The sequence below is a fragment of the Halostella salina genome (genome assembly GCF_003675855.1).
In the GTDB taxonomy this organism is placed as follows: domain Archaea; phylum Halobacteriota; class Halobacteria; order Halobacteriales; family Natronoarchaeaceae; genus Halostella; species Halostella salina.
Genome location: NZ_RCIH01000009.1, coordinates 96,477 through 117,949 on the forward strand (window position 1 = coordinate 96,477; position 21,473 = coordinate 117,949).

Here is a 21,473-nt window from a genome sequence, read left to right on the forward strand (position 1 = left end):
CCACAATCGGGACAAATTTCCGTTCGTTGGTCAACTGACCGCCCACAGCGACGGCATTCGACAATGGTCTCCGTGCGACCGCCAGATAGTAACTGATCGAGGACTGCACGGATACCCATCGATCCCGGTATCTGACGGCTTGGTCTTAATCGTGATGGCTGTGGGCAGTCTCCATTCCGATCGGTGGGTTGCTGGTTCTGCCAGAAGCCTTACATGGCATGTAGATCAACCAACTAGTGGAAGGAACCTGTCACACGCTCCTTCCATCCCCTTGTGTGAGGATCCTCACAAACTGTTCCAGTGGTGACCAAAACGGGGTTCGCCTACTGGTCGGTCAACAGATCGGCTGCCTCGTCGATGTCTCGAAGACGGACTTGGGCAGTACAGGCATCGATGAGCTCGGAGATCTGAGCGAGACTCAGCGGCCGATAGTTCAGGAGTTCAGCGCTGACGTTGATTCGCTTCGCGTCGGTTCGGAGCAACGGGTATTCGTCGGTATCGTTGTTGTGCTCGTGTCCGTGAATCGCCCAGCCAGCCCAGCTGTTCGGAATGTTCTCCGGGCGGTGAGTGCAGTAGAAGTCCCGCTCCGGCCCCGAAAGCACGCACGACTCGACGACGGGGAAGGGCGCATCGCGCGGGTCAAGCCCCATGTCATGGTTTCCGCGGACGAGAAGGTCACCACTGAGCTGATCGAACCGTTCTATCGTCTCCGTACCGTCCCGCATATCCATAGCGACATCGCCGAGATGGATGAGAGTATCATCCGGATCAACTATCTCATAGTAGCGGTCGAGCATAGTTGAATCCATTTCACCGGGGGAACTGAACGGGCGGTCACAGTACTTGATGATGTTCGTATGCCCGAAATGGTGGTCTGAAATGAGATACCGAGTCATTTGTGTTCCGATATCGACTGTCAAACATGTAAGAATATCGGCTGAAAGTCCGTCAGCGTAGAGGCTTCCGAACGGCTTCTCCACTTTTTCTGTGGCAGGACCTTACGTTCCTCTTACGCTTCAAAGTCTTGGGCCGTAGTTTCGCTTAGTAGAGTTTATTTGCCGTCGTACACGTCCGACAGATCCTCAGTGAAGTAAACATACTCCCGATCCACCGTCTTGAACTCGGTATCGTTGAAGTTGACCGGTCCGGCGGAGATATCACCGGGATCGCGGATCGTTTCTCTGACTGTCTCGGTGTAGGCCAAGTCTTTCTCCTGTAAACTCGTCGTGACAGCATCAATACTGTACTCGAATGCCGAACTACGGAACAGATCCACAGCGAGACCCTCCTCCATCATGAGCTCGTGTGTATCTTGTTCCAATGCTTGGCCTGCGGTGAACACATCGTCCAGATACTGTTTTTCGTTGTCGTTCAGCGGCGTCGTCATAGCAGGCGTTATTGCCAGGACCCTCTTGTACTTAATTCCGATTCGGCGCTCGATCCCGTTTCGACGCACCTGTCAACGGCGGTCAAATACGTATTCGGCTGTCCGTAGTATCAGGTGTTTTTACCTACACACCGCGCAAACCGGATTGCAGGGTGAGTTAGAGCGTGGCCACTGTAGAAGAGTTCTTTCGGGAGTCCAACGCGATAGAAGATGTCTACAGCGACGCAGCCCTCGAAGACAGTTTCGATGCCTGGAACTACCTGACCCAGCAGGATGAGTTGACTCACGAAGTCGTTCAGGAAGGCCACCGGTTGATCCTTACGAACCGCCAACCAGAAATAGCGGGCCAATACCGTGACAGCCAGGTCTACGTGGGGGACCACGTCCCTCCCGACCCCGCGGTGGTTCATCTGAAGATGGAGAACTGTTGGGAGAGGTTCCGAAGACAGGTGCGGAAGCTGTGAAGTGGCACGTGTCCTTTGAGACAATTCATCCATTTCCAGACGGCAACGGGCGGATCGGACGCATGCTCTACCTTTGGCAGTGCCGTCAGATCGACGTGGAACCCGAACTGTGGACCGCGGAGGAGCGCCAACAGTACTACAGCCTCTTCGACGGACGGGACGGCATACTGGAATCCGAGTAGGGAACGAAATCTCACCCGGTTCACGGGGGATTGAACCCCGGGAGACCCGGTGACTTGTCTCTCGGCAGATCCATATTTTGATGGAGGGAGAGCAATTTTGACTCGCTGAGAGATCGTATGAGAAACATCGTGAACTGCCCCCACTGCGGAACGGAAGTCCAGGTATCAACAACCGTCGAGGAGACTGGCGTAGAGTACCACGTCGCTGGAACGCGGAAGGAGGCGAAATACGCGACAGCGTACCCGGTAGGCGAACCGCCGTTCAAGATTGCTACGACCTGTGGCAATGGACATCGGTTTTTCGCGCTGTACACCGCGTCGGGTAGTCCAGTAATCGAATAGTGCGGGCAGTTCCGCTCCCCGGACGGTGGAGCGGCTTACCCCCCGGAGTCAAGTCGTGCCAAACATTGGGACGCGTAATGGCGAACGTTCGGGTCGGGGTCGGACGTGAGTGCCTCTATCTGTGTGGCCACGGCACCAACGGAATTAGGGGCGGTATCAGCCAACTCGATCAACGCCTGCAGTGCCGCTTTCTGCACCGCAACGCCAGCTTCCGAGGCAAGTGTGACTAATTGGTCGACGGCGGTCGAACGGACGCGCAGATACCGGATTCCAAGCGTTTTGATGGCCGTACAGCTCTCACTGGGTTGTTCAGCATTCTGTGCCTGCTCGAAGAGTGCCGTGATGAGGTCCCGTGGTGACATTTCACCGCTGTTACAGAGTGGGATCAACTGGTCGTGAGCAACAGTGGCGACCTTGTCATTCGTGTCCGTGACCATCGAAAGTAGGCGGTCAATGGCGTCGTCCGGCGGGATGGCCCCCGACCGCCCCAGGTCACCGATAGTGTTCGTGGCGAGGCGACGCGTCAGCCACGCGTCCGCGGAGAGGGAGTTTGCTATCACCTCGAGTCCGGTATCTCGGGCCGACTCGTCAGCGACCACCGGCACTAACCGATCGAGGGCTGCGATTCGGGAGCGCTCGTCGCGCTCGGCCGGGGAGAGTTCAGCTATCGCCTCCGTGATCCGCTCACAGGACTGAACGCCGAAGTCATCGACGACGATGTCGAGCGCTTCCGTCCGGTCGTCGCCGCTCGCTCGAACCAGGAATCGAGCCGTGGCCGCCGGGGTCGGTTCCGGCCGCCCGACCAGATCGGGGAATTCCTGCAGAGCAGTCAGGTACTTGCCGTTCCCCGCGGAGGCGGCGGCGTTCGCCGCTGCCTCGTGGACCAACCGGTAATGGGAATCATCCCCTTCCTCGTCCGTGTTGGTGTACCCTCCAACGGTCACCGACCGGGTTGCTTTCTCGAGTACCGATTCGAAGCCGCTGCGACACGCCGATAACGCATCCGCATCACCGTGTTGCTCTCTAAGGACGACGGCGGTTCGGTAAATGGCGTACTCAGCGCGAATGAGGGGAATAGAGTCTTCGGTGATTGCTTTCCCAGCGTCCGCAAGCGGCTGGCTGACCGCATCGGGATGTTCTCGTGCGAGCCGATCCAGCAGTACGGTGGCGTGATGACACGCGAACGGCCTGGTCGTCGAACACAGAAACGACAGAAGCGTGTCAACGAATGGTTGAGCGTGATCGAGATCGTCAGAGGGGGTTGCGACGAGTGCCCGAAGAATACTGAGGTCCAGATGCGGTTCCTCGTCGTCGAGATACGGGAGATGGGGGAACACCTCCATTATCTCCGGCATATCGTGTCTGATGCGTCTGAGGCTGCTGATCGCGTTCTCTCGGCGGGTTCCATCGGCGCATTCGCCGATGGCTGCGATAGCGGGCGCAAACGGACCTACCGTTTCGGGATGCTCAATTGCGACAGAATCGATCGTAGCAAGCGCCGTGTCAGCAACGAACCGGAGATCATTCGTAAGCCACAGCAAGCGTGCACACAGTCGTTCAGGGTCGTCGTAGAGCGAGGTGTCGGCGCCGATGAACGCTGCCGTCTCCTTTCGCACGATCGGGTCCGGGTCGCCGAGAAGAACGTACAGGTGGGCTTTTGTCTCTTCATTGACCGTCTCGATATCGGATCCTTGAACCAGCGTGCGAAGCGATCGCACTGCCTGGCGTCGGATGATTGGGTCGGGGTCGTGTGCGAACGTGCGGAGATGGTCCGCTGTCTCTGCTGTCGCCAGGTCCAGCGAGGTGACGTTCGTTTCCTCAGGTAGTGGTTCCGTCAGCGTACTCGCTCGAACCAGGAGGTGCAGGACGGTCCTGTCCCGAAGGTCGGGTGACTCCTCTGCAACAGCCACGAGGCGGTCCGCGACGGCAGTTTCTCGCTCTTGCCGAGGGGTTGCGAGTTCGGTCGCAAGGGCATCGACGGCGTTGGTGCCGTCGATCGCCTCCACCGAGGGGAGTCCTGCCGTCGTCTCCGAACCTGTTTTACCGGATGTGTTTGCAGCCTCAGTTCCAGTAACGCGCTCCGCGAGACTGGTTGCGGCGTCCCGCACCGACGCCTTCGGATGGAACTGGAGGCGAGCAAGCTGATCGTGTGCGACTGTGCCGTGTGCCGCTGCCGCTGTGAGCCAGTCGACGATGGTCTCATCCTGCCCGTACGGGAGGATCGAAAGCGGGAACGAACAGGTATCGGGGAGAGCATGCGGAACGTTGTCCGCGACAGCGGTCAGCAGGTTGACCGTGGTGACGTTGCCGAACTGCTTCACGATACCGTAGACGTCGTCGTGGTACGAGGCCGCGATCAGCGACGCGGACTGTGGCTGCGAGACAAGTTGATCGAGCACGGGGTCGGGCAGTTCGGTGATGGCTCCCTCACACACCGAAGCGATACTCGATCCAAGCAGCTCATCGTGTTCAAGGAGGCCCCCCATGCCACGGAGGATCCCCGGGTCGTCGTTGACGAGGTGGAGAACCATCAGACGGGCGAACACAGCCACACGAGCCGGTGTCTCCGCGTACAGTAGCGCTCCCGCGACATGTCCCCGCAGAGCGTCCGACCGCTCCTCATCCCCGATCACGTGGAGCAGCGCCCGCTGGTGGGCCCCATTCAGCGTCACGCCCCCGTCGGCGACCCCGGATTTGAGCGCGAGCCCGAGTTCGGGTTGATCGACCCTGCCTATCTGCTCGATGAGGCGACCCGTAACCGGCGCGACAACACCGGGACAGCACCTGCAGATCTCGCCGATCGCTTCGGTGATACGGCCTTCCGATGGACCAGTTCTGTCCACCGTCGCAGCACTGGCGGCCAAGTAATCACACAGCCGTTGGACGGTCGCTTTAGCTGTTTGATCGTCCGGCCCTCCCGAAGCGGCGTCACCTGCCGCACTGACTACGTCCAGTGCTGATGGCCAGTGGGCAGCAGCGGCTGGATCTGTGAAGACAGAGAGCGCTACCGTCGCAGGATCAGTGTCCCGAGTTGCATCGGTGCGTTGGATTCGTCGCAATCCATGGAGTGCGTACTCGGGTGCAGTCAGGTCGGCAAGCAACTTCTTCAGAAAGTCGATCGAACGGGTCGCGCTGTCGGGGTGTTCAGTGCCGATATGCGTGACCAGCGCCACTACGGTCCCGAGCTCGGCCTCGTCCAACTGGTCGATATCGAGCCGTTCGACCGCATCGAGGAACGACTCACACGCGTTGCTCTCGATGAGTGCGTCGCCAGCGGCGGTCACGACATCCGCGGTGATGTCCTCGGCATCGTTGACCGGGGAGTTCTCAGCGAGGAGCGACCAGCAGGCCAGCTCTGCGCAGTGGCGGGCGGTTCGGGCGGGCGGGGACTGCGTGAGGCTCGCGCTCAGATACCGCACAGCGCTGTCTCTGACTGCCTGGGGAGCCGCAAGCGAGCGGCGGAGTGTAACTCGGTCGAGTGCTGTATCGCTCCCACCGTCAGCCATCAGTTCCAGAGTGGCGAAGGTGGTCTGTCGAACGTCGTCGGACTCGGCAGTCGCGCCCGATCGAAGGGTAGCCCGGTATTTTTCGCCCACGGTGGGCCCTCCACTGACCAGTCGACGAATGCTCTCGTATGCCGTGAGCCGGACGTCTTCGATCCGGTCACGGGCCGCGTCAGCCAGCGCCTCGTGGACGGCTGCAGGCGCTGTGTCCGGGATTCCGATGACCTCCTCTTCGACTGTCTCGACGCCGTAGAGCCGTCCAGTCGCTCGTGCTGCGGCGGTGCGAACCTGTTCAGACGGGTGGGACAGTAGTTCCGGAAGGGTATCAGTTGGAGGCACGAGCCACGGGAGGACGAGGCCGACTCGGCCGAGGTTGTCGAGTGAGCCCGCGATCGCATCCGTGCTGTCGGCATCCAGTCCCCACACCTGTTGAGCAACGAATGGACGCACGACCGCAGGCTCGTTCGCGCCGATGCGGGCCAGGGCGGAGGCGATCTCGACAACCTCGAACGCACCACGGGACTGACCGAACAAACCTTCCGCCTCGCGGTTCACGTCGACCCCCTCCGCGAGCGCAGGAACGCTTCGCCGCACGATCCCCGGCGCGTGGCTACCAAGGAGCCCGAGGACGGCACTCGCCGTGATCACCGATGCACCACGCTGCTCCTCATCTCGGAGAACGTTCTCCAGATGCGGGAGGACAGGATCGAGTCCAACCGGTTCGTTCACACAGACCCGCTGTAAGTCCGTCGCAAGACCGAATCCGATCGGGTAGCCGTCAGCAAGTGTGTCCGCGAGCGATTTGCCGGCCGCCAGATACTGCTCCTCGCTGTCCGCCACGTAGAGTACCCGGTGGAACGCCGTCCTGGCGACCGCTGGATCCTCCGCGGAAAGATACTGACACAGCCGATCAACTGCTCTCTCCGTCTCGAGTTCAGATCGTTCGTAGTCCCGGATTAGCTCCCACGTATCGGCGACACTCGCCAGGGGAGTATCGGGATTCACGTATACCCCCGGAACAGGTTCCGGACCAGATCCATCAGCGTTGGCCCGACATCGCCCGCCCCGGTGTACACGACGCGGTCGAAGTACGTGTCGTGGTCGTATTCGTCGTCAAGGTACACCCCAAACACGGGACAGTGGCACTGATCGACGGCACGTTCGTACGCATCGATGTCGTCCGCACGGCCGTCGGTGACCACCACGACGAACGGAACCGTACCGCTACCGTGGCCTGCACGGTGACGGGCTACGGTAATCGCATCCGACAGCGGGGTACTGCCGGCTGCCCGTCCGGACACTAACCGATCGGACCAGGCGGCGGGGCGCGCACCGAACGGGAGTTCCAGATTCACGACCGACTCGTAGAGCGAACACACGGATACGTCGACGCCGACCGAGTGAAGTGCCACCGCTAGCTGACAAACGGCGTCCTCCGCGGGGATGATACGGTTCGCCATCGTTCCGGACCGATCCAGAAACAGCTGGCAGGAGTAATCCTTGTCCTTTCCGGGTGTGAGCCGACTGAAGACCCGGTCTGACCCGTGGACTGCACTAACGAGCTCGCGGCTGTCGACGGTTCCTCGACGTGACCGCGGCTGTTTCCTGGGCCGTCGCTCCTTGCGGAGCCGTGAGTGCAACTGGTGTTCGAGTCGTCGAGCGCCCTTGCGTATCTCCGCCCATCGATCCGCCGGGCCACCCTCGTCCGTGGGTTCGAGAACCCGGATCCGGTCGACGTCCATGTCGTCGTCGGTGACCATCGTGACCAGGGTGGTCACGTCCTCCCGGACCTGTGCGTCCGGACTGAACCCGCCGCTTGCGTGGCGCCGGCGTACCCCGTCGACATCAAGATTCGTGATTCCCGGGTCGGGGTCCGTCGGGTCGATCGCCACACTACCGCTCTCGTCACCGCTCACCGTTTTGCCGGCACCGTTGCCGTCCGTGTCGAGTCGTGCCGCCTCCTGTGGCGACCAGTCGCTCGCAGCGACCACGTCCGAGGGCTGTACCTCCGGCGTCTGGATGCGGCTCCGCTGCAACGAAGGGAGATTCCGGAATATCGGACGGATCGTTTCAAAGAAGGTTCTGGCGCGCTCGACTCGCCTTCCGGGGTCGGGTTCGTTCCGCATCTCCGCCATGTACTCGTCGACCAGCGCATCGATCTCGACGGCGGTGTCTCGATACTCCCCTTTGAGCTGCCGCCAGGAACAAGCCGGGTCCAACAGCTCTCGACAGCGGCCACTATCGACTGTACCACGGTCCAGTAACGACAGCGAAAGCGCCTCGTAGACGGTGTACTCCTGAACTGGCGTTGCCCCGTCGCCCCCGCGCTCAACGGCCATTGTCAGGTTCGCCTCGACCGGCAGAACGGTCCGCACCGAGTCTGGGACAGCCGTCTCACTGAACTCCGCGACGAACTTGCGGTGACGGCGGTCTGCGATCCGAAACAGCGACGCACTCTTGAGGACGAAATCGTCGTGAATCCGGAATGCATCCGCCATCTGGGCCTCGATAGCGGCGTCCTCGGCTGCATTGTAAACGTGTTTGAACAGCGACTGCCAGCGCGGGTGTATCTCGTCGATATGGGTGGCAAAGCGGTCGAAGCCGGAGTACAACACGTGTCCGAGCTCGTGGAACAGGAACGCCACCTGCATCAAGCGATCCCAGACGACAGGGTCAACGTCCGACAGGACCTGTTCGTACCGTCGTGTCGGGATCCGGATCTCATAGGAATCGGGGGCTTCCTTCGGCCGACACGAAGCCTCCGACGATGTGAGTCGAACGTGGATATCCGTCTCTCGGGGTGTACAGAGCGACGCGATCCGCTCTAACTCCTTCCGGCGGGCCTGTGATGACCGACGTGGGGTCAGCGACGCGACTGCCGCGTCCGGATCCGTCTCCTCAGTCAGATACATCGCTGAGTTGTCTGTCGATGAGCGTCCGGATCAGCGACTCGTCGTACTCGTCGACGCGCGCGACGAGTTCACTCCGCGCAGCCTCGGTGAGCGTCATGAACTCGTCCTCCATGAACCGGGCAATCCGGATGATCTCTCGGCTGGTGATCGGCGTCGCTAGTTCCCCGTCGGAATGGGCTTCCCGGAGCCGCTGTGCGAACGACACCAGCCGTTCGATCTCCGGTTCTCGCTCCCGGGCGAGGTTCGTCCGGTCGAACACGAGATCAACCTCGATCGATTCGGGCAGGTAATCGAGTTTGATGTGGCGAAAGCGGTCCTCGAAGGCGTCGTTCAGTTCGTAGGTCCCCTGATAGCCTGGGTTCGACGTTCCGACGACGCGGAACTGGTCGTGTGGCTGGATCTGCTCGCCCGTTTGAGGCAACGTCAGCGACCGCGTCCCGCGCTGTTCCATAACCGCGTTCAGCGCCGCCGCGGTGTTGGCGTCGGCCGCGTTGAGTTCGTCGAGGAGCAACACACCACCGACACGCGCAGCCCTGGTGAGCGGCCCGTCAACCCACTCCGTGACCGTCTCACCGTCGTCGCCGCTGACGAGGTGAAGCGAACCCAGCAGGTCCTCGCGGAACGTCGTTTCGGAGAGCGTGATCCGGTACAGGGGACGGTTTGTCTGCGCACAGACGTACCGAACCAGGAAGCTCTTGCCGACACCCGGCTGTCCCTTCAACACGACGTTCATGCCGAGGTCGAGGGCACGCGTGACTACCTCGACGTCAGTCCGGTCGCTCTCGCCTGCACGCTCGTGATACGTCTCCTGTTCGATCTCCGGAACTCGATCGTGGCCGATATCGTTTAGAACCGTCAGTTCCCGGAACCTGCGATCCGTCGGTTCCCCGGCCGTCTCAAGCGCCGATCGGCGCTGACTCGTCTCCGCGTCACTCATCGCGGCCGAACACGCTCCATTTGGCGATGTTCGTCCTCAACAATAGCCACACACACAGTCGTCGCCCTCGTACTGTCCATGGATTGGGATGTCAACAGGTAATAATAAAGGTTATCGGTGCCCCTGTTTCACACGCAGCTGGAATCGATCGATAACGCCGTCTCGAATATATTCGCAGTCATGACACGATGATACTGAAGCAATTGATTCAGAAGTGTGGGGACCTAGAGGATATCTACTATCGCCGGCAGGATCGAATAATAGAGTTCGTGGACAACAGCAGCACCGAATGCCATCGCGCCTGCCGCCAGTAGTGCGGCATTCCAGGCTCTGTCATCCCATGTACAACGTTGGAGAGCAACTGTCCGTGAGCTCACCGGCCACAACGGTTTTACTTTGAACCCCCCACCAACACTTAGTGCATCCGTTGCGATATGGCCGACGAGACCGAGTGCGACTGTTCCACCGAAAAACAGCCACACATCAACTGGATGAACCACCCAAGACGAGAGTAAACCGTTCCTGATTGCCGTTAGCTGAATGAATCTTGTCGGATATGCGATTGTGCTCGCCAATATTACCGCGACTATAATAACAAACCAAATACTGTGTGTGAAGCCTCGGTGCTCTACAACAGGAATATTATGGTCCTGATCAGGGAGTTGCATGATGACTAACATAATCATAGTTGCCACAATCCCTAGCGGAAGTCCTAACCCGACAACTACGATTCCGCCTATGAATAATGTAGTTCCAAGATGCCCTTTGTATTCCATCAATAGCAGGTGTGGAACTCCTTAAATGTAAATTCTATTGCCATTTTGTCTCGGTTGCTCATCGTGTAATGGTGTGAAAATACATATTATAATTTAAATTATAAATATAATAAACACAGATCCTCTTTGGCGTTCACCCCAACTCTTATGACATCTATCCATAATGATCTGGTATGGCCTCAACACAGAACTGGCAAGGTCTTGGAGGCGGTGGACTCCGAATTATGTTCAAGATCGTTGAAGATCTTTACGAGAAACCGGGCTATGTCGTGGAAGTCGATACTGAACAAACACTTAAAGACGATCCAGTGTCTTCCCCATACACGCAAGGAAAAGAGGCAAAAGAAGAGGATAATGATAAACTGACCCCATATCTGCAGTCTGAGAACGGTGCTGCCGATATTTACTTAACCGGCTCAGATACGAACACAACAATACTGAGTGAACTCCGAGACGAGCACGATCATATAAATGATATTACCCAGGGACGAGGAAACTATTTTAAGACTATTGTGAAGGGTGTTACTGGGTCTGGTACGGGAGCCACGCCCGAACAGATGGTGGATATTATTGAATCTAACCCCGAGGTCAAAGAGAAAATACTCGAGATCATTCCTGAAAACGTCGGATTGTACGTGCCGGTTTTCTCATTAGATGGCGGATCTGGAAACGGAACATTCCGTAAAGTATTGGACTTCATGGACAAAGATGGAGAAATGGAACGCCGGAACTCGATGCCCTCTCAGACGATTCCAGTCGCTATTGCTCCTCACGAGATCGATCAGCGGGAAGCAGAGTCGCATCGAGTCTCCGAAAATATGGTCAAAACCCTCGAATTGGTCGAGTCAAGGCTCGATAGTGCAGGTTCCTTGAGTTCCTGTATACTAGTTGATAACGATGCAGCGGCACTAAACACAATGTGTAATAACTTTAGATATACATTAGACGAACTCAAGTCAATCAAAGATCCAATTCTAATTGAAAAGAACTTTCGAGAGCTAATTAAAAACGCAGGTACTGAGATTGTTCCCTACGAACAAGCAAACCAAGCGATTCGAGAAAGCCTCTTTCCATTCTTTATCATGAATATGGAGGGGCCGCACGGAGTTGAATTTGGAAAGAGTGGTGGTGGGGGATACGAAATTAGTGATTACAGTCGGTTCTTTGATAACTACACCATCCCCTCATTCTTGGAGATTCCAACTCGGAGACACGCAGACGAACTTCTACCAAACTACCGGGTTGAGGACTTCGCAGATGAGGCACGCTTCCTTACATTCTATACATTCTTAGCATCGTGTGCACCAATGCACGGCCCCGATATTAACAATATCAAGGTGTTCATTTGGACGGATCAAAACAACAAGATCGATAATGAGGTTAAAAGTCAAATTCGCAGCCAACTTGCCGAGATCGGGATCAACCGGAATAAAGTTACTGTAGACTCCGTTAAAGGGTTAACAGATCCGAAACACACGATGAAGATCTGGACGTATACAGGCGTCGATAACGCCGCTGAACTCATGAAAAACAAGTTTGAGTAAGATGGTAGTGGAACAATCTCCTATTATACTCGGTTTGCTCTCACTGATATCTGTTGTTAGTCTTGTCTCCCTGTATTATGCCATTCAGATCAACAATAGAGTGATTTATATAAGTGACAGCATGGAACCAGGGGGTAGCGAACAGGTCGATCCAGATACTCTTGAATCATTATCAACGCAGGTGGAAAATCTAAATAAAAACACTGGGGATTCGGATACAGACATCACAGATATCAAACAGCAAATTAAAGAAGTAAAGGAGATAGTCGAAAATACGGATACACATCGGGCCGCCGATGATGATCCAGAGGGTGAAAGTAGTGCTACTACGGAAGAAGGCAAGCAAAAAGATATATCAGATGCAACAGAAAGTTACGCTGAAACCGAGACAGAGGAGGATGTCGGGTTCGAACCGGACCGAATACACATTGAGGATCAGGACGAACCTGGTTGATACTATATGATTCCTTGAGTATTGAAGTATCTCTCGTATAAATAAATTCATACCCATCTACTGAATTTTACTATATAGTATTTTATTTATGCACTCCAGTCACTTATACTGTGTTCGGGCGGTTCAAGCACCACAGGTTTGCTTCGCCACTCAGTGAATTCAGCAGTTCCGTCGTCGGTTCGACGCCGAACGGCCGAAAGCTCCCTTACCTGTTTATTTGCTTCATCGTCGCACTCGTAGCGCGTGGTGACTTCGAGTTCGTACCGATGACCGAGACGGTCGATCGTCTCCATGATCGGTCCGATGGTCGTGTGTTCTCCCGAGTTCAGCGTCCGATTCACTGACTTCTCGGACGATACATCATCCCCGTTTACACCGAATTCCGTCAGTTCCACCTGTTGATCAGTAGTGTTCGTTATCCGGATATCGAGTTCAACCCGAACGTCAGAGAGATCATCTGAATCATCCTGTTCGGTGAGCGTGGCGTTGTCGACTTCGACCGAGAGTGGGTAGCTCTCCGTTCGTTCCACCACCGACCACAGGCACATAGATGCGCTGGTGTTGTCTTTGAATTTCACTGCCATCCGCATCAGGTCTGGGTGTTCATCAGCGTCAGAAACAGCCGTTGAGAACGAGAACCGCTGTCTGTCGTTAGCGGCTACCTGTTGCGTTCGTGGTGTGTGTGACTCATCGAGTGCATCGACATATATTTCTTCGATCTGATACTCCGTGTCCGTGTAATTCCATACTGTCACGTGGACTTTCCCACTAGGTCGGTCTTCCACCAACTGACCGAAAACTGCCAAGTCAGAGGAACGGGATTTGAGCGTCCGAGCATCTGTACGAGCACTCCCATCGCCATCTTCTATCCACAATTCCTGTAGGCCTGTTTGCTGACCCGGTTTGAGGTAATGGATCCGGTTCCATGTTTGCTGTTCACCGGGATGTATTGGCCCGATATCACTCAGACAACCTTCATCACTCAAGAGATCGAGGTCGGATGCAGTAAGATTTCCCTCGTTTTCGACCGTGACCTGTTCAACGATCATCTGGCCGGTAGTGTCCTCAATACCTGCTGTTTCAAGATGTGAAGTTAGCAACTCCTCCTCCTGATTGGAAAGCGATGCTGTGACATTTCGCTTTGGACCAGGAACAGTCGTGGTTCGCCTGTTGACCGTTAGCTCCGTCGACGCATCCGAAGCTTGGATCTCACCAACCGCTTTTGTATTCCCCGTGTTCGGTCTCAATCCGATCTTTGTCGATCCTTTCGATAGAAGTCGTTGAATCCATTTTTCTTTGAAGGGGAGAACGAAATGTGTCCTTCCTGGCGGAAGCTTTGTATCGAGATGGTACTGTTGCCCTCCGACAGCTAATTGGAGATCGTCAGCTAGCGGACTATCGAGTGTGTTCCGTACGACAGCTCGAATCCCGTTCTCACTCTGGACGATTGCGCCGGAGATGTCAAGATCGATCGCCGGTATCGTCGCTTCGACCGACTCGACTGCCTGCCCATCAATATGTACTTCGACATCGATATGTCGCTGTTGACGGTACGGAACTTGAATCGTGACAGAGACTTCGCCGTCCGTATCCAGTTCCTCGATCGAGTACTCTCGCACCTGCTCGTCCTCAAATCGGAGGTTGCCCGGACGTTTTCGGATTAGCGCTATATCGTTGATCTGTCGGTCGGTTTTGTTATCGACGTCCAGTTCGAGAATCGTTTCCTGATGGTCGATCCGAACGAGTGACAGATCGCAGTCAACGTTTGGATTCGTGAGATCTGAATTTGCTGTATCGGCACTATGAACATCCGACTTGAACGGGACCGAACGGCCCACTCCCAAGGTTTGTTCTGCATCCCCTGCCTCCTGAGAGCTTTCCGTCTGGGATTGTGAAGGGCCGGCAAAATCCACTAAGCTGTTTTCCGCTATTTCAGAGCTTTTTGTCTGTTCTGAGGCTGTACTTCCGCTTACCCTGTCTTGATTCGCGGTGGCCGTAGGCTTCAATTGTTGAGGTTCAACCGTGGCGTCGGTATCAGATTCTATCGAGCCTGACGGCTTCTCGTGCGTTGGAGTTGATCCCTCAACTCCATTCGAATATTTTGAGTCTTGGGGTGTAGCTTCTGAGTCTTCGTTGACAACCTCGAGAGGTTCGCGGTATACGGTAGTGTCAGTATGTGCAAGTCGCAACGCCACCGTCACTGTATTCCCAGCCTGCTGTTCGATCGAATCCGGAAGCGGAAGCACGATCTCGCCCTCAGTCCCGTTGACTGATGTTCGAGATTGTTTGAGCTGCTCGTCTTCGTGTGTCAGGACTTCATACTCGAACAGAACGGCCGTCTCGGATGGTTTTGTGTATGATGTTTCGAGAGTATTCTGTGGGGTCGATATTCGGTCGTCAGTGAGAGTTATCTCCGGAGTTGGGTCAGCAACACCGTACCGGATCGCTTCGCCGTCTGCAAGCGCGATACATAACGTTCCGTCATGACTTTGAACGATCTCGTACGTATCATCCCCCAATGGGGAGTGTTCACCTGGAAGCGCTCCGACAGTGAGAAGTTGTTGTTCGCTTTGGCCGAGGATTTCGGTGCGTCCCCCAGCTCCGGCGAGTTCCACGCCAGCATGATCACTGCTCGTTTTTACCAAGCCGTCTCTTCCGACCCAGTAGATCGCTGCATCAGTAGTCACGACGATACTATCTCCAAGCGCCGCAACGGAAACGATCGGTGAGTCAAACGACCGATTGAACTGTATCACACCGGTTTCGTCGTAACAGCGGAGAGTCTCCTGGGACGTACATGCGAACCAAGACCCGAGATCAAACAATTGACGGCGATTTGGCGTGAGTTCGACCCCATCAATCGGGAATCGGACGCTGCCGGATACCGTGTTGAGTCCAACCATACTCCCGTCCACGCGGAGCGCGACGAGGAGGTCGCTCTCGCTAAGGGCAACAAGTTCGGTAACGTCAGACTGCCAGTTGTCCTCCAGCGAACCAATATCCGTTATCGTTGAGATAGACCCATCAAAGACGCCGTAAATTGAGTGATCAGCTGCGAGAGCGATTTCATCACACGTAGTCGACACCTCTGTCTCGTACTGTTCGACACCTCCCTCGTGAAATACGTGGATCCGATCAGCTTCAGTAGCGATAGCGATCCCATCACCGGTTGCCCCATACGCTGTCGGAACTCTAATTCGAGTCGTATTGATCCGACCGAAGCCGACGGTATCGAGCAATGAGTCGAGTTCAGGAGCAGTCATCTGACGGTTATAGATGTTATAGATCTTATTTTAGATGTTTTTTGTGGTCTAGCGGTTTACCATCTGGCCGTGAACCACATGGAAACGAGCCCCAAGTCATTCGATCTACTCCGTCAGGGTGGGGTCACAAAATGTTTTATTATACCAAATGACAAATACAGCTATCCTTGATGCTCAAGGCGTCTAAGTAGGTCCTTTGGTTTGGGGTCTTGGTACAGTTTGCGTACGGTCGTGAGCAACTTGTTGGCGCCGAAGATGATCCCCTCTGCCTTGTCGGCGTTCCCCTTTGACGCTTCCTGTGATGCGTTCTCGATGAGTTCCTCGGCCAAGTTGGTGAACTGTTGTGGGATTAGGCTGTGTCGCTTGTCATCCCCGAAAATGTAGTTCTTCTTGATATTGTCGAGTCGGTCGCGGGTCTCTTCGACATCGGTCGGTTCATCGGGACCGCGACCCTTAATATCGACGACCAGATCGTCGATCACCTGCAGTTTTTCACTTGCTATGAACCGATCAAGCGGATCGGGGTCCGCCGAACGGTCAAGGGATTCGGTTACAGTGTCGATCCGGCTTTTCAGCGTCGAACTTAAGACCTCGATCCCAAATTCACTGCACTCCTCTTTCACTTTCTCGGCGCGAGTTTCGAGACTATCGACATCCTCTGTCCCACGCTGAAGCCGGCGTTTCTGTCGCTCGTATTGATCCAGTTCGTCGAGGACGGTCCCAAGCGACTCTTCGAGTTGTTGCGGTTCAGTCTCCTCCTCGTTACGGAGATCGGTGAGAAGTGACTCTGCAGCAGAATTATGGACCGAACGCTCTGCGAGCGCATCAGCTGCTTTCCGTGCTTTTCGTTTGCCAAATCGTCCATCGTTGATATCCTCGTGTAATTTGTTAAGAATCGCGTCGGGACTTGCCATCGGATACATATCTCCGAAAATCCCTTCAATGGATTTGCGGAGCGTCTCTAGTTCCGTCGTGTACTGGTCGACCTCACTCTCTTTCTCCGCAAGCTCATCAGCAGCTTCCAGCATCAATTCCGAGAGGACACGCAGAGCATCGATCGAATCCGCCGAAGTATTATTTTGCTGCTTCTCAACAGCGCTTTGGATATCAGTACCAATAGCGTTAAGATCGGTTCCAAGATTTCCATTCCGGTTCGGCGGCTTTACATCATCGTCCAACGGGACATTGTCGAGGACTGCCCGTATTTCTTCAACCTCCTGTTCTTTGGTAGCGAGAGCATTGAAATCCTGTTCCAGAATGCGTTCGTACTGGGTGGGGACATTGGATCTACTGAGCTGATGTGCTAGATCATCAGTAGTCGTGTCTGACGGTAAATCGAGGCCAGTGACCGTTCTCTGAATGCTCCGCATCTTGGTGGCCTCGCCCCCATCAGCGATCACTAGATCGCCAGCTTCAGCCATCTCGGTTAACTCTACCGACTTCTTGAACGTGGAGAGAGACTCCGTTTCCTGGCGCTGTCTGGTATTCGTATTCTCCCAGATTGCCTCAATATTCGATTCGTACGCTTCCAGCGTCGATGTGTAGTCGTTTCGGGACAGGTGGATGTACCCCAATCTGCTCAAGAAAAGTTCCACTCCGAGAATAGCCACCGCACCGAAAACGAGTCCGAGAGCAACGGCTGGGACTCCTGCGGATCCAAACACTTGACTCCGGACTAAATCGCCCTGTATAAGTAACTCATCCATCGCACTAAACTCGAGTAGCTGGGGTCCAATCATGAGCTCATCCCTTGTTTTCCCGTCCAAGCAGACTAAGTTGTGTCTGCATCTGGTCAACATACGGTCGGAGGCCCTGTTCTTCGTCTTCCTCAATAAGGTCCCCCAACCCCCGTGGATAGATCTGTTCGTATGGACCCGACAGAGAATCTCCGTCTTCGGTCAGCAGTTTCGCCTTTGCACCGTCTTTGTCGGGGAGGATCTCCGTAAAAACCTCTTCGGCCGTTTGTTCAAGCCTGGGCATCTTCGGGTTCCACATGAGTCCCCACAGATAGAGCCGATCTCTCGATTCCTCCGGAACGTGGGTATGGTCTACGTTGATCTCCATATCAGAGAGCGACCCTTCGGCGTCAAAATCTTCCCGAAGAACCTCCTTAATTGTCGTTTCGATGCCTGCCTGCATTTCCCGTTCGTATTGATCCATGATATTTTTAGAACCGTAGAAAATGAAGGCACCACCCCACGCTGAACCAGGGTCAAAGTCGATAAGCTGACCCAGATTCAGTGCTCGTCGGATGAATTTCTTGTTCCGGTTCGGGAACCGACCCCGCTTAGAATATAGGACAGGTGCGCCAATCACTGCCGGGAGGAAATCAAGCTGGGATATCGGGTAATTAGTCTTTGGCGGATTGATCAAGTCGGGGACGTCCAACCCGCGAGGGGATCGAGGGGCATCGTATTCTGGATTGGATGTCATAGACATTACTTCAAGGTAGTGGATCAAGGCCTTGTTCGCTTCCTGTAATCCAGCGGATGTAGACACCGAGAGATCCGGATTGTTCTGCAGTCGGTTGTAGCCAATATCAAACCGGATGAGATTTTCGTCGGTCTGTTTCAATCGGTTATTATCAAACAGTATGGCGAGATCCGAGAAACGTCCCAGTGTCCCTAACCCAAAGAGACTATTAACTTTGTTTTCATCATTCCAGACTTCATCGCTGTCATCATCCGGGTCAGGCAGGATCGATGTTGTTAGGATCGGTTTATCAAGGTTGAAATTCGGAGTACCGTGTATTTCGTCCTCGTCATCACTCGCGTATTTGATTTGGTGTAACAGTTGTGTGATTAGCCCGGTTGCACCCGTCCCAGTACCTTTGGCGATACTATGTACCAACAGCAAGGCCTGAGCACTTTCTAGTGCCTCACGTTCGATATTGAACCGTTCGAAAATACTTCCACTGGAGATCTCCTGCCACATCTGGGTCCGACCAACAAAGGGACTCTCACCCGCGCCATCACCGTCTTGACCAATCACGTGATCCATCGGGTGATTTGAGTCCCGCTTGATGTAATAGGTCGATCCGAGTTCCTCCTGATTGGTATCAAGGAGCGTTTGTCCCTGGATTGCGCCGTCCCAGAGATCGGTTCTTGGGGACCGATCGTCAAGCGACTCTCGCCGGAGCAGAGTCGCGTCAACGACACCACTCCCTGCACCGCCGACACCGATCAGATACCATTTGTTTCCGGTCTGAATTTCTTGCTGTTCCTCATTTGGGTTGCTATGCTGTGAGCCACTACTGTCCTGATCTGTGGTTCCAGTTGATTGCGTGCTGGTGGTCTCTTCGTCGGTGTCCTCAGACGACTCCCCGATGAAGTCATCAATGGAATCAACTTCTTCGTCGGAGCTCACTTCGTCGTCTGGGTCTGAATCCGCCTGGTCATGCCCAGACGACCCCATCGGAATGGCATCACCATCCGCGTCGTGTTCCTCAACTTTGTGCCGTTCGAACTTAACAATGTTATCGAATTCTTCACCGCACTCGGGACAGAAGTGTTCTTTTCCACTCATGATTTAATTTGTAATTTGGTTAGTCGCCCAGTTCTCGTACTCAGCTCCAAGATTCATCACTGCGGGGGACAGTCGCTGTCCCTCTGCAACAAGTGAACGTGTTCCCGCGAATCCGTTTGATGAGGTGATTTTAATTCGTTCATCAGTTTCCGTCTCTTCTACCAGATCAACACTACTCCCTTCCGAGCGTAGGAACTCGATCAGTTGATTGATTGTTTCCTCTGTCGCGATATCGTTTTGATCGAGCGTGAGTTCTACAGGACGGCTGTTCGCGCTCCGCATCTCCATCTTTATTCTTTCTATGATATCGATAACCCCTTCGTTCATCGGTTCACCGGGGTTTTCCTGTTCTTCCTCAGTTTCACCCGGATCCTGATCGGGGATCGAGGTAGTTTCCCGTTTCACGGTGATCTCATTATCCGACAGTTTGAATTCGAGATCCGTCACTGATGGGAACTGGTCCGTCACGGCGTTTGTAAACGCTGCTTGGAGTTCAGCGGTCCACACACTACCGAACGACGACCAGTCATCGACCTGAGTAATCGTGTCAGAATTGGAATCCAACTGATCGATGACGGAGTATTCGATGTCCTCAAGCACGACGAGGATATCTCTCGCCGTTTCGATCGACTCTTCTAGTTCCGTGACGAGTTCCTGAGGAACTCCTGTCGGATTGACTGGGTTCTCTCGACCCCCATGGAATCGCTCTATCACGCTGGACTTACGATTTTGGAGCTCAGCTGCAGACACTGTATAGTCACAAACGTCTTGAATCCAGTACCGATCGAGCGTTTCACCGATTGGACCGCCGATCGAGTCAACTGCGGACTCAACAATCTCCAACTCGGATTCAAGCTTGTCGAGTTTCTCCTCGAACACCGCTTCACGTTGGTCGAGTTGTGAGTCAAGTTCGTTGATCCACTCATCGACTTCGGCAAGCGATGTTTCGATGTCGGTGATCGGTTCTGGATTGTGTCGAATGATCGCCACTAGTTGTTCACTAAGCGGTGGTTCCTCCTCGGATAGAACGATCGTTTCGTCGATAGAATTCAGAGAACGCTCCTCGTGGAGAGAGTACTGTTCGCCGAAACGGGAGTCGAATGCCGTTTTCGACCCATCAAATTGTTCCTCAACGGTGAACTCCATCGCATCTCGGATCTGGTCATCGATCATATTGCTGTAGAAGTTCACCGGGAACTCGTTGGCCTCCGCCTCAAGTTCGGCAGCTCGTTCTTCTAACTCGTCTGTGCCCAGCTCATCCCTATTATCTAATGCCTTCTCGGCGTCCCCGATAACGCGGTTCAAATTACTCGCGTGGTTCGCAATTGATCTTTTGGCCGGTTTCCATGGTTGCGATTGGCCATCTTTGTCATTGAAAAACACCTGCACTGGCGTTCCGACGTTCTGTTCGAAGTCCTGTTGGAACGACTGCTTGAGATTCGTTGCCTTGTTTTTCACCGTCACTATCCTGCGTAGGGCCTCTTTTCTGCGGACTCGTTCCCAAGGATGCAGCCGGTACGATGAGTACAGACTGCCCAGTACGATAACCGGTATTGTATAGAACATTGCAATCTGGCCAGCGGGAACGCCACGGTTGAACAGGTCAAGGTACATCAATGACAGCAGGACGTAAACTATGCCTGACAGGCCAAACGCGAAGAAGGCCAATCGATCCCCCGGTGGGAACTGATCAAGGTCGTCCGTGAGCGTAGTGAACTGAGCAACAGCCTGCGTACAGGAGGCAATCGCCGTGAGAGCAAACAGAATCAGAACGACGTACGACTGCGAGAACGTGATTGCTGCGACCTCACCCAGCACAGCCGTATCCCGAAGCGTTACGGCGATCGTTCCAATAAGTGGAATTGGGTCAACCAGATTGACTCCGGTGAGTGCGGAGAGCGCTTGCAACGTCGATGCAAAGATCGGTACTGCACCGATGACCCAGAGGAACAGCGGAATACGGGGAGCCCGACTGTCCTGATCAAGCTCCTCTACCGGCTCGGCATCGGTGCCATACGATTCCTCGTTGAAGGTGACAGAGTCCTCAATGTCGCTTGTACCTCCATCTGTAGCTGTTTGCCTCCCGCGATCGGTGGTTTCGGATCTTCGTGTCATGACTCACTCAGCTACCGATCGATATCAGATTCGTCTTCTTCGGTGCCCTATTGCGATCCAACAATGGAC

At 54.9% G+C, this 21,473-nt stretch carries 14 protein-coding genes; 4 read left to right on the top strand and 10 right to left on the bottom strand.

Annotation, left to right across the window (positions count from 1 at the left end; all coding sequences use genetic code 11):
• Positions 1-323 precede the first annotated feature (323 nt).
• Both D8896_RS16845 and D8896_RS16850 read right to left on the bottom strand, forming a co-directional pair.
• Positions 324-896: a metallophosphoesterase gene (locus D8896_RS16845; protein WP_121823273.1), complete on the bottom strand. Its 573-nt coding sequence runs from the start codon at positions 894-896 to the stop codon at positions 324-326.
• A gap of 155 nt (positions 897-1,051) precedes the next feature.
• A complete protein-coding gene (locus tag D8896_RS16850; RefSeq protein WP_121823274.1) occupies positions 1,052-1,387 on the bottom strand; it encodes a hypothetical protein in 336 nt (111 codons plus the stop codon).
• A gap of 164 nt (positions 1,388-1,551) precedes the next feature.
• Between D8896_RS16850 and D8896_RS19620 the strand changes: the two genes are divergently transcribed.
• Complete coding sequence (locus D8896_RS19620) at positions 1,552-1,851, top strand: Fic family protein (RefSeq protein ID WP_162991624.1); 300 nt, start codon at positions 1,552-1,554, stop codon at positions 1,849-1,851.
• Between the two features lie 299 nt (positions 1,852-2,150).
• On the top strand, positions 2,151-2,375 hold the full coding sequence (locus tag D8896_RS19625) for a hypothetical protein (RefSeq protein WP_162991625.1): 225 nt from the start codon (positions 2,151-2,153) through the stop codon (positions 2,373-2,375).
• Positions 2,376-2,410: 35 nt separating this feature from the next.
• Here the strand turns inward: D8896_RS19625 and D8896_RS16865 are convergent, their stop codons facing one another.
• The 4 genes from D8896_RS16865 to D8896_RS16880 all read right to left on the bottom strand — a co-directional run bounded on the left by D8896_RS16865 (position 2,411) and on the right by D8896_RS16880 (position 10,503).
• Positions 2,411-6,883: a hypothetical protein gene (locus D8896_RS16865; RefSeq protein WP_121823277.1), complete on the bottom strand. Its 4,473-nt coding sequence runs from the start codon at positions 6,881-6,883 to the stop codon at positions 2,411-2,413.
• Positions 6,880-8,790 carry a VWA domain-containing protein gene (locus D8896_RS16870; RefSeq protein ID WP_162991628.1) on the bottom strand — a complete coding sequence of 637 codons (1,911 nt, stop codon included), beginning with the start codon at positions 8,788-8,790 and terminating at the stop codon, positions 6,880-6,882. The genes D8896_RS16865 and D8896_RS16870 overlap by 4 nt, the downstream gene beginning before the upstream one ends.
• Positions 8,777-9,727, bottom strand: a complete 951-nt coding sequence (locus D8896_RS16875) for an AAA family ATPase (protein WP_121823279.1) — start codon at positions 9,725-9,727, stop codon at positions 8,777-8,779. The genes D8896_RS16870 and D8896_RS16875 overlap by 14 nt, the downstream gene beginning before the upstream one ends.
• A 224-nt stretch (positions 9,728-9,951) precedes the next feature.
• Positions 9,952-10,503, bottom strand: a complete 552-nt coding sequence (locus D8896_RS16880) for a metal-dependent hydrolase (RefSeq protein ID WP_121823280.1) — start codon at positions 10,501-10,503, stop codon at positions 9,952-9,954.
• 173 nt (positions 10,504-10,676) lie between these two features.
• Here D8896_RS16880 and D8896_RS19635 point away from each other — a divergent pair, with 173 nt between their 5' ends.
• Together D8896_RS19635 and D8896_RS19640 are read left to right on the top strand one after the other, a co-directional pair.
• A complete protein-coding gene (locus D8896_RS19635) occupies positions 10,677-12,047 on the top strand; it encodes a hypothetical protein (protein ID WP_162991629.1) in 1,371 nt (456 codons plus the stop codon).
• A 1-nt stretch (position 12,048) separates the two neighbouring features.
• On the top strand, positions 12,049-12,501 hold the full coding sequence (locus D8896_RS19640) for a hypothetical protein (protein WP_162991630.1): 453 nt from the start codon (positions 12,049-12,051) through the stop codon (positions 12,499-12,501).
• 86 nt (positions 12,502-12,587) lie between these two features.
• On the opposite strand, the gene D8896_RS19645 is transcribed toward D8896_RS19640, so the two are convergent.
• The 4 genes from D8896_RS19645 to D8896_RS16915 form a co-directional block, all read right to left on the bottom strand.
• Positions 12,588-15,764, bottom strand: coding sequence for a hypothetical protein (locus D8896_RS19645; RefSeq protein ID WP_162991631.1), 3,177 nt, complete (start codon positions 15,762-15,764; stop codon positions 12,588-12,590).
• Between the two features lie 161 nt (positions 15,765-15,925).
• On the bottom strand, positions 15,926-17,470 hold the full coding sequence (locus tag D8896_RS16905) for a coiled-coil domain-containing protein (protein ID WP_162991632.1): 1,545 nt from the start codon (positions 17,468-17,470) through the stop codon (positions 15,926-15,928).
• A gap of 37 nt (positions 17,471-17,507) precedes the next feature.
• On the bottom strand, positions 17,508-19,289 hold the full coding sequence (locus tag D8896_RS16910; protein WP_121823286.1) for an FtsZ/tubulin family protein: 1,782 nt from the start codon (positions 19,287-19,289) through the stop codon (positions 17,508-17,510).
• A 3-nt stretch (positions 19,290-19,292) separates the two neighbouring features.
• Positions 19,293-21,404 (bottom strand): hypothetical protein, encoded by a 2,112-nt coding sequence (locus D8896_RS16915; protein ID WP_162991633.1) that lies wholly within the window; start codon positions 21,402-21,404, stop codon positions 19,293-19,295.
• Positions 21,405-21,473 lie beyond the last annotated feature (69 nt).